We start from the raw sequence: 14,427 nt of genomic DNA on the forward strand, positions 1-14,427 counted from the left end.
CCGTCCCCGGACACGAAGATCAACAATCAGCAGCCCAAGGCCGGCAGCAGCGCTTTCAGGTATCGACCGGGCCATCAATCTCGGTCCATGCATTGAATGTTTCGAGGGTGCGGACATCCTTGTATCCAAGGTCCAGAAGCGCGGCGCCGCAAAGCGCAGCCCGCGCCCCGGTGGCGCAATAGACTATGATTGTCTCGGCATCCTCAAAGTCGTCATTGAACAGCGGCGAGGCTTTATCCGCCTTGAACTCCAGGGTGCCGCGGGAAACATGTAAAGCACCTTCAATTTTACCGCCCCTTGCGATCTCGTGCTCATCACGCACATCAACGATCAGCACATCGCTGCGACCGGCCAGTTCCTTGACCTCTTCCGCGGAAATCGTGCTTAACCGCAGCTTTGCCGCCTTAACTTTTTCCATTATCGACATTTGTTCCCCCTTGCCTGAATCAGGGCTGCCGATTCCAAGGCATCGGCATATTCACCGTTGCCAATGCACATGTGCCCACAAGACTCGCCTCTAATACCAACAGCCATCGCCTCGCCACCCCTTAAAAGCGTCTCATGTTCATGAGGGGAGATAGCTTGCATATGCCGAACTCTTCCAACAAATTCATAAATTACAATATATATTATATGAATATGATAGAAAAGAGTGTCGCCACCGAGGTGCTGTGAACCGACAAGCACTCAACGGACATCGTCCAGAAAATGGGATGAGGTTAGACCGGTCCCAGAACCATTTCGATAAGGGCCGACTGCGCATCGCTCGGCTTCGCCTTGCTACGGCGGACCATCATGAATTTACGCGGCGGCATATCGAGAGGAAGGGCACGCAGCAATTCGGCTTCAATGGCGGTTGCAACCACATGCCGGGAGAGGACGGCAGCACCGACCCCCGCCACAACCGCCTCGCGCACGGCCTCGTTGCTCGGAAGTTCGAGGATAATGTTGAGATCGGACAAGCTCAGACCTTCGTCGGCGGCAAGCTTTTCCAATACCCCCCGGGTGCCGGAGCCGGGCTCACGCACAACCCACGGCACGGAAGTCAGATCAATGGCCCTTTTCCCTCGTCCCAATGAAGGCCAGCGTTTAAATGGCACGACCATAACCGGTTGGTCGTGATCCACCTCGTCCAGCTTCAGATTTTTAGAACTGATGGAGCCTTCGACGAAGCCGATGTCGGCATCTCCGGCATCGACGAGGTTTTCGACCTCACGCGTATTGCCGATGGAAATATTGAGATTGATCCCCGGGTAGCAGTCATGAAAAGCGGCCAGGCGGCGCGGCAGCCAGTAATTGGCGATGGTCTGGCTGGCGGCGATCTCCAGCCGGCCGATCGTGCGCCCCCCAAGGGCATCCAGCATGCGTTCCGCCGCCTGGGCCCGTTCCAGTACGTCATGCGCATGTTCCAGAAAGATTCGCCCGACTTCCGATAGCTCTATGGCCCGGCCAACGCGATTGAACAGCTTGATATCGTGCTGCTTCTCGATTGCAGATATGGCAGCCGATGCTGCGGATTGCGTAATATGGAGCTTTTCGGCGGCACGGGTGACATGCCCGAATTCGGCGACAGCGGCAAAGATCTTTAGCTGCGTAAGGGTCATATGAATTGATAAAATATATGTGTGAATATGACAATTACTATTTGTTAGATTTATCAGTCAAAATGCCCAGAATAACCAGTGTAGGGAAATAAATTCAGGTGAGGTGCGAAAACACTCTCTGGAGTCCGATACGTGTTATTCGGGTCCATCCGCTGACAAAACGTCTGCACGAATGGTCACGGGGCTTCGAACACATCGCTAAGAGAAAATACCCGATAGGAGGAATAAATAATGCAAATCAGGGACATCCTGCGGATCAAGAAAACCACATTAGCCGCCACCTTGCCCGACGCATCAATTAAGGTCGCGATCGACCTGCTGAGCGAGCACAATATCGGCGCCCTGCCGGTTTGCGATGCATCCAACAAGGTCGTGGGCATACTCTCCGAACGGGACATTGTTCGCTGGCTTTCGAAGAACTTATTGAACTTCGAAAACGTTCAGGTTTCCGGGCTGATGACGTCTGATGTCGTTACGTGCACAGAAGACTTCGACCTCGTAGACGTCATGACCATGATGGACAAAAATGGTATCCGCCATATGCCCGTGGTATCGGATGACAAGTTGATCGGGATGGTGAGTTCCCGCGACATTCTGCATACGCTTCACGACGATATGAAAGCGTATGCGACGAAAATGACTCTGAATTATGAGATCATGCGCTAAGCCTTCGGGAGCAAGTACCCGTTTCTGAGAGCGATACTTTCTCAGCACCCGCGATATTGAACCCCGGAGCGGATAGGAGCGACTTCACACCCTTTGCCAGCAAATCCCTGTTTCCGGCTGCCATTTGAGTTATATTATGACGGCAAGCTTATGCATCCAGTTTTTGGAGGATAGTGATCATGGCAATGTCACTGCCGGAAATCATCAATGAGTGCGAGGGAATGGAAGCGGCAGAACTTTTGCGCTACCTCGTCGTCGATAAATTTCCCGGCAAGGTCATGGTCACGGCATCTCTTCGTGCCCGAAGCGTGGCAACGCTCCGACTGATTGCGGATATCGATCCGGCGACACCGGTCGTATTTTGCCACATGAAAAACGTCTTCCAGGAAAGCCTTGAGTATAAATCGACGATTATTGAAGAACTGGGTCTGACGGATGTCAGGGCCCCGGCTGAAGATCCTGGAATTATACACGGAGATTCTTATCACTGTGAAAACCTGTGGGGCGACGATCCCGACGACGGCACCCGCCGATACTCCACGATCCCCTTGAATGAAACGCTCAAACCCTTCGATTGCTGGATCAGTGCCGTGTATCACAATCCCTACACATACGAACCGCGTCCGAAGTTGTCAGCGGAGGGCCGTATCCTTCGCGTTCATCCTTTGGCCGGCTGGACGCAAGACGAAGTGCGCGCATATCTGAAAGAACGCAATCTACCGTTCCACCCCAAGGCGATGCAGCTGGTTCACCAAAACATCGCGCCCACACCTTTCATCCATACCGACGATTATCATTACTGATTATTGCGGCCTGAGTTTCAAAAGTGACGCCTCCCCAAACCCCACCGCCTGAAATAACGACGTTGTTTTCATGATCATCGCACAAATATCGGATACCCATATTGATCCCGCGCACGAAAACGGGCCGGCACGCCTCGGCGACCTTGAGGCGTGTGTCGAAGACATCAACGCATTGGAACCGGCACCGGATCTCGTGATTCATACAGGCGACATGGCCCACGATGGGGATGAAGATAAATATCGCCTGGCGCTTGGCATCCTCAAGAATCTTAAAATGCCGTTGTTCATCTGCGCGGGAAACAGAGACGAGCGATCGTTGTTGACCGAGCGGTTCAGCATTGGACGCCGCCTGATGCCCGACGCCCCATACGTTCAATACGTCGTCGATGATTTTCCGGTGCGTCTGGTCGCTCTCGATACATTGAGTGAACAAAGCAACCAGGGTTCATATTGTCAGGACCGGGCGGATAATTTGCGTGGTTATTTGTCATCGGACACGTCGAAACCAACGGTGGTTTTCATGCACCACCCGCCGTTCGAAATAGAGGAATCCGCATATCCCCGTCAGTTTGAGTCGTGGGAAAGCGCGGAACGTCTTGCCGGTGCGCTCAAAGGCCAGAACCACGTCGTGCGAGGTTTTTGCGGGCATTCCCACCGTCATGCCGTGGGCACCGTCGCCGGTATTCCCTTCAGCACCGTCCCCAGCGTCGCCCGTGACCTTCGCTTGGGCGATTTTGCACCGGAGATGACGGATACCCCCGTCTACCACCTTCATACGTTCAATGGAGAAGATGCCTTCAGAACGGAAATACGCCCGGCATCGAAGCGCGCGTTTACTGTATAGGCACGGTCAAGCCGGCATCGATATCCGGCTGGGCTTCGATGGGGCCGCCAATTTTAATTTCCTCTTCCGTCGCATCGCGAACGGAAAGAACCTTCAATTTGAAAATCACCTGGCGGCCGCAAAGCGGATGATTGCCGTCGACGGTTAGCGTCTCTTCATCCATCCGGGTAACGATAAACCGCTGCGATTTCCCTTTTTCGTTCTCGGTCAGGATCGAAGTGCCGACTTCACGATATTCCTCCGGTACGTTCTCGATCCGGTCCGTAAACACCAGGTTTTCATCTCTGGGGCCATATATCTGGTCACCATTGAAAGGGACTTCGATCTCATCGCCGGCAACCTTGCCGGCGAGAGCTTCAAGGACATCAGGCCCCAGAATTTCGTTGGCGCCGTGGACGTATCCAAGTGGAAACTCGACCGAAACCAGGACGTCGCCGGTTTTTTCGTCGATCACATCGTATTTCAGTTCGACGTATTTGTTGTCTTCTATCGTTTCGGTCATCTTGAACCCTTGCCGTTTAATCAGAAGACTGAAGCGCCGAATATCTTGATCTCGTCATCCTGATTGAAACCGAGGACGAGGCGGCCAAGCCACTCGCCTTGCTTCTTTTTGCTACGCACCCGGTATAGAACCGTAACGTGTTCGCCGCGACGGATGATCCCGAGAAAGTCATAGACTTCGGAAAGTGACCGCGTCAGTTCGCTGTTCGCGAATTGCTTTCCGACTTCGATTTCGTTCAGGCCTTGGGTCAGGCTGTAATCGAAATTTCGGATGAACTTTCCGTAATCACCGTCATTGGACGCGCGAACGAGTTCCGTCCACAAAGGCTCGGCAACGGCCAGAATTTCATCGTCCGAGAGTTTGATAATGTTCATTTGTATCCTCAGTCATGCGGAAGCGGAATCTCGCAGGGTCACAAAAAAAGATCAACATGTGACTGCTGATCTTTTTTAAACGCCCGCCAGGAATTCAAAGAGAACGCCTGGCGGATGTTTATATATGCTTATTCGGCCGCAGCCACTTCATCATCATCGACAAGATGATACAGCGGCGCTTTTTCCATCGTGTATTCGCCGGTCTTAGGATCGCGGCGCGATACGGTCAGGACATGCCAGTTCTCATCGTCGAGTTTCATGGCATCGCCACGGTAGTAGTAGCCCGGCCAACGGGTTTCCTTACGGAACAAGGTGTGCTGCAAGACGCACTCCGAAGCCCGGTGGCGGTGTTTGACTTCCCAGGCCCGAAGTAATTCGTGCAGGTCCTGGGCCGCAATCTTCTCAAGATCCTCTTCCATGATTTTGAGTTTCTTGAGGCCGATGCTCAGGAGTTTGTCGTTGGTCATATAGTTGACCGTGACACCCCCGCCGTACTCGTCCATCAACTTCTGCAGGCGGTCGAGTGCCTGCCGCGGGTTGTGGTAGTTCGGGTTGACCGTACCGGCGACGATTTCGTTGCGGTGGACCTTGTAATGTTCAAGCGGTTTGAAGACCTCTTCCTTGCGGTCGAAGATCTGCTTTTCCGAAACAGTGATCCCCTCGGCCTTGCCGTCATCGATGTACTTGCAAGCGGCTTTCGCGGCCAGGCGGCCTTCGGTGAACGAACCCGACGAAAACGCATGCGGCGTACCGCCGACTGCGTCGCCGGCGCCGAACAGGCCTTCGATGGTCGTCATCCGGTTATAGCCCCAGAAGTACTCGGGCGGCGAAATGTCCTCAGGACCTGAGCACCATGCCCCGCAACCGGTGGCATGGGACCCCATGACGTACGGCTCGGAGGTGGTCAGTTCCGGATTTTCATTCTTCGGATCGACGTCGGTCGCAGCCCACAGAACGGCCTGGCCGACGGTCATACCAAGGAAGTTATGCCAGCCGATTTCTTCCAGATGCGGATCCTGGAACGAGTGCATGGTGACCATGTGGATCGGCCCGCGGCCTGCGTTCACTTCATGAATGATGCAGTGGTTACGAAGGCACGTCGGGATCGGGCGGTGGGTAAGGTGCGAAACTTCGGGGTCCAGATATTCCTTACCGACCAGCTTCTGCAATTCGGGGAACCACTTGGATTCGTACTCTTCGCCGTAGGCGTTCTGCGTATAGGTCTTGAGGTGCAGGAAGTAAGCACCGACCGGGCCGTAACCGTCTTTGAAGCGGGCCAGAACGATGCGGTTTTCCATCTGCGTCATCTTGGCGCCGGCATTGATCATCAATGCGTAGGCGGAACCAGAAGACCAGGGTGCATACCAGACACGGCCTGCACCCTCGCCGACGGAACGCGGCTTGAAGATGTTGGACGCCCCGCCTGCACCGCAGATCACGGTCTTCGATTTGAAGACATGGAAATCGCCGGTCCGGACATTGAAGCCGACGGCGCCCGCAACGCGGTTTTCCTTGGCTTCGTCCATCAGCAAGTGCGTGACGCAGATACGGTTGAATACCTTGTCGGCGTTTTTCTTCGCCGCCTCGGCGACAATCGGCTTGTAGGATTCGCCGTGGATCATGATCTGCCAGCGGCCTTCGCGCAGGAAGGAGCCTTTCTCCTTGTCGCGCATAATCGGCAGGCCCCAATCTTCAAAATTGTGAACCGTGGAATCCACGTGGCGCGCCATATCGAACAGAAGATCTTCGCGGACCATGCCCATCAGATCGATCCGCGCATAGCGTACGTGATCTTCCGGATTGTTCTCGCCGAAGCGGGTGCCCATGTAGCAGTTGATCGCGTACAGCCCCTGAGCGACGGCGCCGGAGCGGTCGATGTTGGCCTTTTCGGCGATCACGATTTTCTTGTCCTGGCCCCAATAGCGGGCTTCGAAAGCTGCACCGGTGCCGCCAAGTCCTGCGCCGGCGACCAAGACGTCGATGTTGTCTTCTACGATCGTTTTATAAGCCATCAGTAGTACACCCCTACCTTCATCTTGAGACCATTGGATTCCAGGGTGTGCACATCGCCGTCATCCATGCGGATGTATTTCGGCTCGCTGTACAGTTGCTGGCTGTCGCGCTGTTCCTGGGTCGGTGCCGTTTCCTTCCTGAGGTCCGGGGTTGCCGAGCCCCAAGGTTTCGTGGTGATCGGCGCCAGCAGGTTAAGGTCCTTTTCGCCATTGCGGAATTTAATACGCCAGGCAATGACGCCCTTTTCCTCATCGCGAATGACGCGGACACTGTGACCGAGCGGTGCGAAATCCGCATAGCCACGTACGTCGATCGCGTTCTGCGGGCAAGCTTTCACGCAGGAATAACATTCCCAGCACATATTCGGTTCGATGTTATAGGCACGCCGGTACGTCTTATCGATGTGCATGATATCGGACGGGCAGATATCGACGCAGTGGCCGCATCCGTCGCATCGGGTCATATATACAAAAGTAGGCATCGTGATGTTTCTCTCTGTTCAGAATTTTGTTTCGCTTTGGGCTCAGTAATGGCGTGGCGCTTCGCGCTTGATGCCGAGGCCCATGTAGGACGGCTTGCTGCCCAGGTATTCCGGGATATCGGGGAAACGCTGCTGTAACGCCGGGTCCGACAGATCGCCCAGTTCCGGCAGGTTTTCCATGGAGCCGTCTGCTTTGATGACACGCTTGTTGAATGCGGCTGCCGGCTTGAAGAACATGTGCGCGAACTTCGACCACAGGACACCGCCGAAAAGCACCGTCGAGGAAATCAGGAACAAGGCCAGCAGAAGCGTGTTCAAGGTGCCGCCCGCTGATTGCGTGAGAGACCACAGGAACCCGAAGGTCGTAGTGCCGAGAAGCGAAAGAATGAAAAGGTCCGCCTTGACGAGGTGGTACCATTTGTTGGCTTCCGCGGCGATGTCGACACGGATGAAGAACCAGAACCAGAAACCGCCGACCATCACCATAAGGGCGCCCAGATGCCAAAGCTGCGAGACAATGGCCGGGGCGGCGTCGCTCGGATAGGCGAATACCAGGGCAACGGTCGTCAGGATAAACAAGATGAAGCCGTACATCGTCAGCAGGTGCGCAATGCGGCGCTTCGGGTTGCAGAATTCGGCGGATGTCGCCACGTCGATGACCGCGGTCTGAACGGCGATACCGGCTTTGTCGCCTGCGCTCAGTTCACGGGTGCGTGCGGCTTCGGCAGCCTTGGCTTTGGCGAAAAAGTACTTGGCGCTTCTCTTGTGGATGATGTCGACAAGCGTACCGCCGACGACCAGAAGGAACATCAAAACGACGTACCCCTGAATGACGTCAAGCGGGATCGTCGTCACAAGATCAGCAAATGGATTACTGGCGAACATAGATGTCTCCCCGTTTCACAGCCCTAATTTCTTGAAATCCCCTGCGACAGGTCTTCCTAATTGCCGTTTATTATATGAAGGCCGAATATAAAAGTAACGTATTTTGATAATCCTCACGGCTAAAAAATTGTATAATTCGCAAATAATGGACACTTCGGGACCCGACTAACAATTTTTATTTCTTGAACCAACAAGATCAGCTTATGAATAGGTTGGTGTTGCTACCTATCTGACCAAGTAGGCATTAGAATTCGTTCAAAAAGCTGCTTCCCTCCTGCACCGTCATCCTATAAATTCGGAAATTGAAATGTGAACATTACTCTTCGGGATCGGATGCTTTGCCGCGATGCGGCCGGCAGTCCCGGTGAGCAGTCAAACGACGGGGAGATCACCGATGGCCAATGTAGACAAGAATGCGCCGGTTCCTGAAGGCAAGACAAAGTACTACACCACGAAGCAGCAACCGGCGAACAAGGAAGGTTTCGTCGGATACCATACCGATTGGGTCGCGTGGCATAAGGAAGTACCGTACGAAACCCCCAAGAAACCGTGAGCGGTTCCGGTCAGCTGTAAGCTGCCTGAATAAGCACGAAACAGGAGGCGTTTACGCCTCCTTTTCTTTTGTCCCGACGGCTTAGCTGGCGCCGGTTATTTTCTTGAGAAATTCGGCGCGTCGCTCACGATCCATAACGACGCTTTCTTCCGTCGGCTCGCCATGCAGATACCATTCCCCCGGGCCGTCATCGTATTCGACGGCGGGGCCGTCTTCGCGGTGCAGCCAGCCGTTCACCCACCACTGGCGCATGATGTGTTCCTCGATCACGGCGGGGCCGTCGTCACGGTGACGCACGCCGTTGACCCACCACTGCTGCACGCCGTCCGGGCGAATGACCGCCGGGCCGTCTTCGCGATGCGCGATCCCGTTCACATGCCATTCCTGGGTGCCGTCGGATTCCATGATGGCGGGCCCGTCGTCACGGTGCAATTTACCGTTCTGCCACCATTCCCTGCTGCCGTCGTTGTGCTCGACGGCAGGGCCGTCGTCGCGGTGTTGCTTGCCATGGCGGAACCAGACACGTGTGCCGTCAGGGCGTTCGACGGCGGGACCGTCTTCACGGTGCAGCTTATCATTCAGACGCCACTCGATCATACCGTCTTCGGCTTCGGTTCGCTGCGGCGTCTGCTGAAGCTGGCCGTTCAGCCAGTATTCCTTGCTGCCGTCCGCGTGCTCGACGGCAGGGCCATCCTCGCGATGCTGTTTGCCGTGTTTGAACCAGACCCGGGTTCCGTTCGGTTTTTCCACGGCAGGACCGTCTTCGCGGTGCAGTTTCCCATCGAGACGCCACTCGACCGTTCCGTCTTCTTTTTCGATTTTTTCCGGTGTTTCGGGCATTCAGATAATCCGTTTCAATGTGACGTTGCCAGACAATGAGCCGTTTCCTCGGCAAGGTGATCGTTCTATACAACAGATTGAGGAATGGAGAAAACGATGCCAAATGTCGAAGTTCGGGATGCTGATGGAAGCTTGCTCCATACGTATCAGATCATTGTGGAAGAATACGGCACCCTGATCAAAGACGATCATGTCATCGAGATTGCGAAACTAAACGCTATCGAAGACGAACTCGTTTCCGAAGACCGGGCCGGTGAGCTGACTTTCAACGTCGTCGCTTAAGCCCGATCGGGATTCCGACCGGGCAAACAGTAGCGTTCAGTCCTTCAACGAACCGTAATAAGCCTGAAGCACGGCGACGACTTCGGGCCGGGAAAATTCCCCCGGCACCTGTTCCTTGTTCGCGAACATCTCGCGGAGCCGGGTACCGGAAATCTGAAGCTTCGTCTCGGGGCCGTATTTGCATGGGCGCGGTGGCGCTTTACCTGTCGCGACATCAGCCGAAATCTTGAGCCGTTCGGCCTCCGTGGCGATCGAGCCGTCCTCGCGCTCATAACAGACCTTCCCCGTCGCCATCCCGCCACACTGGTGGCAGAAAAACGTGATATCGATCTTCAGCGGCTTGGTGACCAGGCTCCCTTCCGGGATCGTGTCGAATATGTCGTGCGCGTCGAACGGCCCATAGTAATCGCCGACACCGGCGTGGTCGCGGCCGACGACAAGGTGCGAACACCCGAAGTTCTGGCGGAACAGAGCGTGCAGCAGTGCCTCCCTGGGACCGGCATAGCGCATCTCGATCGGATAGCCGGCCTGCACCACCGTTGCCGGCGCGAAGTAATTCTGCACGAGGGCATCGATCGCCTTGACGCGGACATCGGCAGGAATGTCGCCGGGCTTGAGCGCACCGAGAACTTGGTGGATCAGCAAGCCGTCACATACTTCGACGGCTGTTTTGGCCAGGAATTCATGCGAGCAATGCATCGGGTTGCGGGTCTGAAACGCGGCAACCGTTTTCCAGCCCTTTTCAGCGAAAAGTGCGCGGGTTTCGAGCGGACGAAGGTAGAGACCGGCATATGTTTCCGGGAAGTGACCTTCGGAAACAACGCGTACGGCGCCGCCCAGATTGACAGGGCCTTGTTCCAACACCTTTTGTACGCCCGGATGTTTCGGGTCGGTTGTGCCATAAACACTTGAGCATTCGAGGTCTTTGTCGATGCCGTATTTTTCGCGAACCACCATCGTTGCGAGAATCTCGCCCGTGTCGCCGTCGGTCAGCGCGACCTCCTCGTCCGGGGCGATACTGTCGGCGAGGTCTTGCGTGGCCGACAGGGTGATCGGAATGGGCCAGAAAACACCGTTCGAAAGCTGCATATCAACACAGCTCCCACGCCAGTCATCATGCCCCATGAAGCCGGTCAGCGGTGTGTAAGCACCCATCCCCAACATCAACAGGTCCGAGACTTCCCGGCTTGAAAGCGGCACCTTCTTGAGTGCCTGCGCGCGTGCTATTTCGGCGTCTCTATCTGCTTCTGCAAGCAGCAACTGTTGAATGCTTTCTGCACCGTGTGGCGGCACCAATTCCGACATATTCATACTTCCTCAACCCACTTCAATTTTATTGCCAATACCACGACGGCAATTTCATAGGCGCTAATGCATACACAGTCCCGCTACACATTCAATAATTTATAAATGTAATTCGTCCTTCGGAACTTGGGCGATCTTGCAAACGGCCCGGACAGCAAAAAGCCCCTAACCTTTTGAGTTAGGGGCTTTTTTTATTGGTTGCGGGAGCAGGATTTGAACCTGCGACCTTCAGGTTATGAGCCTGACGAGCTACCGGGCTGCTCCATCCCGCGTCAATGTCGCAAAACCGGTGGAACGACGTCCCGAACGTGGTTTTGCGCAAACACTTCAGCTGCACCGTTGCGGGCATGAATGGATTGACCGAAGCGGTACAGAAGAAGAAAGAGGAACGATTGTTTTGTTTGCCTTGCGTTTCGAAGACCTGGCGGCGACCTACTCTCCCACACCTTAAGATGCAGTACCATCGGCGCTAAGGGCTTTCACGTCCGAGTTCGGGATGGGATCGGGTGGGGCACCCTTGCCATGACCACCAGGTCGTCGAAGCGCAAGGTTTGTTGCCTGTCACTGTTGTGACGCGGCGTTCTCTGTCTGGTTTGTGTGCGTTTGAAGTATATGCCGCTCTACGATGCGTAAAGCGCGCCCAGACATTGAGTATGGGCAAACATATTGAGTTAATAAAGGTTCCGTTCGTCCGTGCGCATGAGCACGTTCTGAAGCCTATCGAGCTATTAGTACTGGTCAGCTACGCATGTTGCCATGCTTCCACATCCAGCCTATCAACGTGGTGGTCTTCCACGGCTCTCAAGGGATACCTGGTTTTGAGGGGGGCTTCCCGCTTAGATGCCTTCAGCGGTTATCCCGTCCGTATTTAGCTACCCTGCTGTGCCACTGGCGTGACAACAGGTCCACCAGAGATACGTCCACCCCGGTCCTCTCGTACTAGGGGCAGCTCCTCTCAAGTATCCAACACCCACGGCAGATAGGGACCGAACTGTCTCACGACGTTCTAAACCCAGCTCACGTACCACTTTAATCGGCGAACAGCCGAACCCTTGGGACCTGCTCCAGCCCCAGGATGTGATGAGCCGACATCGAGGTGCCAAACGATCCCGTCGATGTGGACTCTTGGGGATCATCAGCCTGTTATCCCCGGCGTACCTTTTATCCGTTGAGCGATGGCCCTTCCATGCGGGACCACCGGATCACTATGACCGACTTTCGTCTCTGCTCGAACTGTCGCTCTCGCAGTCAGGCAGGCTTATGCCATTGCACTCAACAGCCGATTTCCGACCGGCTTGAGCCCACCTTCGCGCGCCTCCGTTACTCTTTAGGAGGCGACCGCCCCAGTCAAACTACCCACCACAGAGGGTCCCGGATCCCGGTTCAGGGATCGCGGTTAGATACCAGAGAACAAAAAGGCGGTATTTCAAGGGTGCCTCCACGCCAGCTAGCGCCGACGCTTCAAAGGCTCCCGCCTATCCTACATAGTCATTCCCTAGTACCACTCTGAAGTTGTAGTAAAGGTGCACGGGGTCTTTCCGTCTAACCGCGGGTACTCCGCATCTTCACGGAGAATTCAATTTCGCTGAGTCGATGTTGGAGACAGTGGGGAAGTCGTTACGCCATTCGTGCAGGTCGGAACTTACCCGACAAGGAATTTCGCTACCTTAGGACCGTTATAGTTACGGCCGCCGTTTACCGGGGCTTCAATTCAAGGCTCTCACCTCTCCTTTTAACCTTCCGGCACCGGGCAGGCGTCAGACCCTATACGTCGTGTTCTCCACTTCGCAGAGCCCTGTGTTTTTAGTAAACAGTCGCTACCCCCTGGTCTGTGCCCCCCGCCGATGGTTGCCCATCAACGGGGCCTGCTTCTCCCGAAGTTACGCAGGTATTTTGCCGAGTTCCTTCAACATCGTTCTCTCAAGCGCCTTGGTATACTCTACCTGTCCACCTGTGTCGGTTTGGGGTACGGTCTATACGGTGGTGTTATTTCCTGGAACAGCTTCGCAGCAAGGACAATCCGATAAGTCCTCACAACTACCGCCATTCGTCACATCCACCAGGCCCTGGAATATTAACCAGGTTCCCATCGACTACGCCTTTCGGCCTCGCCTTAGGGACCGGCTCACCCTGCGCGGATTAGCCTTGCGCAGGAACCCTTGGACTTTCGGCGAGAGGGTTTCTCACCCTCTTTATCGCTACTCATGTCAGCATTCTCACTTCCGATACCTCCAGCATACCTCGCGGTACACCTTCGCAGGCCTACGGAACGCTCCGCTACCACTTGATCAAAGATCAAGTCCACAGCTTCGGTACACGACTTTAGCCCCGATACATCTTCGGCGCAGGACGGCTTGTTTAGACCAGTGAGCTGTTACGCTTTCTTTAAAGGATGGCTGCTTCTAAGCCAACCTCCTGGTTGTCTTGGCCTTCCCACATCCTTTCCCACTTAGTCGTGATTTGGGGACCTTAGCTGGTGGTCTGGGCTGTTTCCCTTTCGACGACGGACCTTAGCACCCGCCGTCTGTCTGCCATGCTCATACTCGTCGGTATTCGGAGTTTGGTTAGGTTTGGTAAGTCTGTGGGACCCCCTAGCCCATCCAGTGCTCTACCCCCGACGGCAATACATGACGCTCTACCTAAATAGATTTCGCGGAGAACCAGCTATTACCCGGTTTGATTGGCCTTTCACCCCTAACCACAAGTCATCCCCTCATTTTTCAACATAAGTGGGTTCGGTCCTCCAGTACGTGTTACCGCACCTTCAACCTGCTCATGGCTAGATCACCGGGCTTCGGGTCTAATCCTACGAACTAAAGCGCCCTATTAAGACTCGGTTTCCCTGCGCCTACACCTAACGGCTTAAGCTTGCTCGCAAAATTAACTCGCTGACCCATTATACAAAAGGTACGCCGTCAGGAGACAAGCTCCCTCCGACTGCTTGTAAGCATTCGGTTTCAGGTCTCTTTCACTCCCCTCGTCGGGGTGCTTTTCACCTTTCCCTCACGGTACTGGTTCACTATCGGTCATCGAGGAGTACTTAGGCTTGGAGGATGGTCCCCCCATGTTCAGACAAGGTTTCACGTGCCCCGCCCTACTCGAGGACAACTGCGCTTTCTACCCGTACGGGGCTATCACCCACTATGGCCCGACTTTCCAGACGGTTTCGGTTCTTACGCAACTGCCACTGGCCTGATCCGCGTTCGCTCGCCACTACTAACGGAGTCTCAATTGATGTCCTTTCCTCCGGCTACTGAGATGTTTCACTTCGCCGG

General features: G+C 54.9%; 14 protein-coding genes, 1 tRNA gene and 2 rRNA genes (1 of these 17 running past the window's edge). 5 read left to right on the plus strand and 12 right to left on the minus strand.

What is annotated here, in order from left to right; genetic code table 11:
* Positions 1 to 55: 55 nt before the first annotated feature.
* Together L2D14_13850 and L2D14_13855 are read right to left on the minus strand one after the other, a co-directional pair.
* On the minus strand, positions 56 to 418 hold the full coding sequence (locus L2D14_13850; GenBank protein ID WNJ98952.1) for a rhodanese-like domain-containing protein: 363 nt from the start codon (positions 416 to 418) through the stop codon (positions 56 to 58).
* Between the two features lie 301 nt (positions 419 to 719).
* A complete protein-coding gene (locus tag L2D14_13855; protein WNJ98953.1) occupies positions 720 to 1,604 on the minus strand; it encodes a LysR substrate-binding domain-containing protein in 885 nt (294 codons plus the stop codon).
* A 231-nt stretch (positions 1,605 to 1,835) separates the two neighbouring features.
* On the opposite strand from L2D14_13855, the gene L2D14_13860 reads away from it, so the two are divergent.
* The 3 genes from L2D14_13860 to L2D14_13870 all read left to right on the plus strand — a co-directional run bounded on the left by L2D14_13860 (position 1,836) and on the right by L2D14_13870 (position 3,917).
* Complete coding sequence (locus L2D14_13860; GenBank protein ID WNJ98954.1) at positions 1,836 to 2,270, plus strand: CBS domain-containing protein; 435 nt, start codon at positions 1,836 to 1,838, stop codon at positions 2,268 to 2,270.
* A 179-nt stretch (positions 2,271 to 2,449) separates the two neighbouring features.
* Complete coding sequence (locus L2D14_13865; GenBank protein WNJ98955.1) at positions 2,450 to 3,073, plus strand: phosphoadenosine phosphosulfate reductase family protein; 624 nt, start codon at positions 2,450 to 2,452, stop codon at positions 3,071 to 3,073.
* Positions 3,074 to 3,143: 70 nt separating this feature from the next.
* Positions 3,144 to 3,917 carry a metallophosphoesterase gene (locus L2D14_13870; GenBank protein WNJ98956.1) on the plus strand — a complete coding sequence of 258 codons (774 nt, stop codon included), beginning with the start codon at positions 3,144 to 3,146 and terminating at the stop codon, positions 3,915 to 3,917.
* Here the strand turns inward: L2D14_13870 and L2D14_13875 are convergent.
* From L2D14_13875 to L2D14_13895, 5 genes are all read right to left on the minus strand, one after another.
* Positions 3,907 to 4,419 (minus strand): hypothetical protein, encoded by a 513-nt coding sequence (locus L2D14_13875; protein WNJ98957.1) that lies wholly within the window; start codon positions 4,417 to 4,419, stop codon positions 3,907 to 3,909. The two genes, L2D14_13870 and L2D14_13875, sit on opposite strands and share 11 nt — an antisense overlap.
* 20 nt (positions 4,420 to 4,439) lie before the next feature.
* Positions 4,440 to 4,793, minus strand: a complete 354-nt coding sequence (locus L2D14_13880; GenBank protein WNJ98958.1) for a hypothetical protein — start codon at positions 4,791 to 4,793, stop codon at positions 4,440 to 4,442.
* A gap of 128 nt (positions 4,794 to 4,921) precedes the next feature.
* Positions 4,922 to 6,805, minus strand: a complete 1,884-nt coding sequence (aprA, locus tag L2D14_13885; GenBank protein WNJ98959.1) for an adenylyl-sulfate reductase subunit alpha — start codon at positions 6,803 to 6,805, stop codon at positions 4,922 to 4,924.
* Entirely contained in the window at positions 6,805 to 7,287 is a 483-nt protein-coding gene (aprB, locus tag L2D14_13890; protein WNJ98960.1) for an adenylyl-sulfate reductase subunit beta, read from the minus strand. Before aprB ends, aprA begins: the two co-directional genes overlap by 1 nt.
* 42 nt (positions 7,288 to 7,329) lie before the next feature.
* The gene (locus L2D14_13895) at positions 7,330 to 8,172 is read right to left on the minus strand and encodes a hypothetical protein (GenBank protein ID WNJ98961.1); all 843 of its coding nucleotides are present in this window, start codon (positions 8,170 to 8,172) and stop codon (positions 7,330 to 7,332) included.
* 394 nt (positions 8,173 to 8,566) lie between these two features.
* Between L2D14_13895 and L2D14_13900 the strand changes: the two genes are divergently transcribed.
* Complete coding sequence (locus tag L2D14_13900) at positions 8,567 to 8,725, plus strand: hypothetical protein (protein WNJ98962.1); 159 nt, start codon at positions 8,567 to 8,569, stop codon at positions 8,723 to 8,725.
* An 81-nt stretch (positions 8,726 to 8,806) separates the two neighbouring features.
* Here the strand turns inward: L2D14_13900 and L2D14_13905 are convergent, their stop codons facing one another.
* The gene (locus L2D14_13905; GenBank protein WNJ98963.1) at positions 8,807 to 9,565 is read right to left on the minus strand and encodes a hypothetical protein; all 759 of its coding nucleotides are present in this window, start codon (positions 9,563 to 9,565) and stop codon (positions 8,807 to 8,809) included.
* Between the two features lie 132 nt (positions 9,566 to 9,697).
* On the opposite strand from L2D14_13905, the gene L2D14_13910 reads away from it, so the two are divergent.
* Positions 9,698 to 9,847 (plus strand): hypothetical protein, encoded by a 150-nt coding sequence (locus L2D14_13910; protein WNJ98964.1) that lies wholly within the window; start codon positions 9,698 to 9,700, stop codon positions 9,845 to 9,847.
* A 36-nt stretch (positions 9,848 to 9,883) separates the two neighbouring features.
* Here L2D14_13910 and sat read toward each other — a convergent pair whose 3' ends face one another.
* From sat to L2D14_13930, 4 genes are all read right to left on the minus strand, one after another.
* Positions 9,884 to 11,152 (minus strand): sulfate adenylyltransferase, encoded by a 1,269-nt coding sequence (gene sat, locus L2D14_13915; protein ID WNJ98965.1) that lies wholly within the window; start codon positions 11,150 to 11,152, stop codon positions 9,884 to 9,886.
* 195 nt (positions 11,153 to 11,347) lie between these two features.
* Positions 11,348 to 11,424: transfer RNA gene (locus tag L2D14_13920), tRNA-Met, on the minus strand.
* Positions 11,425 to 11,571: 147 nt separating this feature from the next.
* Positions 11,572 to 11,686 (minus strand): 5S ribosomal RNA (gene rrf, locus L2D14_13925).
* A 173-nt stretch (positions 11,687 to 11,859) separates the two neighbouring features.
* Positions 11,860 to 14,427 (minus strand): 23S ribosomal RNA (locus L2D14_13930); it runs 179 nt beyond the window's last position.

The organism is Thalassospiraceae bacterium LMO-JJ14 (assembly GCA_021555105.2).
Lineage (GTDB): Bacteria > Pseudomonadota > Alphaproteobacteria > Rhodospirillales > Casp-alpha2 > UBA4479.

Bases quoted from the DNA above. Each gene is read 5' to 3' on its own strand.
- L2D14_13895 (WNJ98961.1), bottom strand. From the start codon at position 8,172: ATGTTCGCCAGTAATCCATTTGCTGATCTTGTGACGACGATCCCGCTT.
- L2D14_13880 (WNJ98958.1), bottom strand. From the start codon at position 4,793: ATGAACATTATCAAACTCTCGGACGATGAAATTCTGGCCGTTGCCGAG.
- L2D14_13860 (WNJ98954.1), top strand. From the start codon at position 1,836: ATGCAAATCAGGGACATCCTGCGGATCAAGAAAACCACATTAGCCGCC.
- aprB (WNJ98960.1), bottom strand. From the start codon at position 7,287: ATGCCTACTTTTGTATATATGACCCGATGCGACGGATGCGGCCACTGC.
- L2D14_13850 (WNJ98952.1), bottom strand. From the start codon at position 418: ATGGAAAAAGTTAAGGCGGCAAAGCTGCGGTTAAGCACGATTTCCGCG.
- L2D14_13905 (WNJ98963.1), bottom strand. From the start codon at position 9,565: ATGCCCGAAACACCGGAAAAAATCGAAAAAGAAGACGGAACGGTCGAG.
- L2D14_13865 (WNJ98955.1), top strand. From the start codon at position 2,450: ATGGCAATGTCACTGCCGGAAATCATCAATGAGTGCGAGGGAATGGAA.
- aprA (WNJ98959.1), bottom strand. From the start codon at position 6,805: ATGGCTTATAAAACGATCGTAGAAGACAACATCGACGTCTTGGTCGCC.
- L2D14_13855 (WNJ98953.1), bottom strand. From the start codon at position 1,604: ATGACCCTTACGCAGCTAAAGATCTTTGCCGCTGTCGCCGAATTCGGG.
- L2D14_13875 (WNJ98957.1), bottom strand. From the start codon at position 4,419: ATGACCGAAACGATAGAAGACAACAAATACGTCGAACTGAAATACGAT.
- sat (WNJ98965.1), bottom strand. From the start codon at position 11,152: ATGTCGGAATTGGTGCCGCCACACGGTGCAGAAAGCATTCAACAGTTG.
- L2D14_13900 (WNJ98962.1), top strand. From the start codon at position 8,567: ATGGCCAATGTAGACAAGAATGCGCCGGTTCCTGAAGGCAAGACAAAG.
- L2D14_13870 (WNJ98956.1), top strand. From the start codon at position 3,144: ATGATCATCGCACAAATATCGGATACCCATATTGATCCCGCGCACGAA.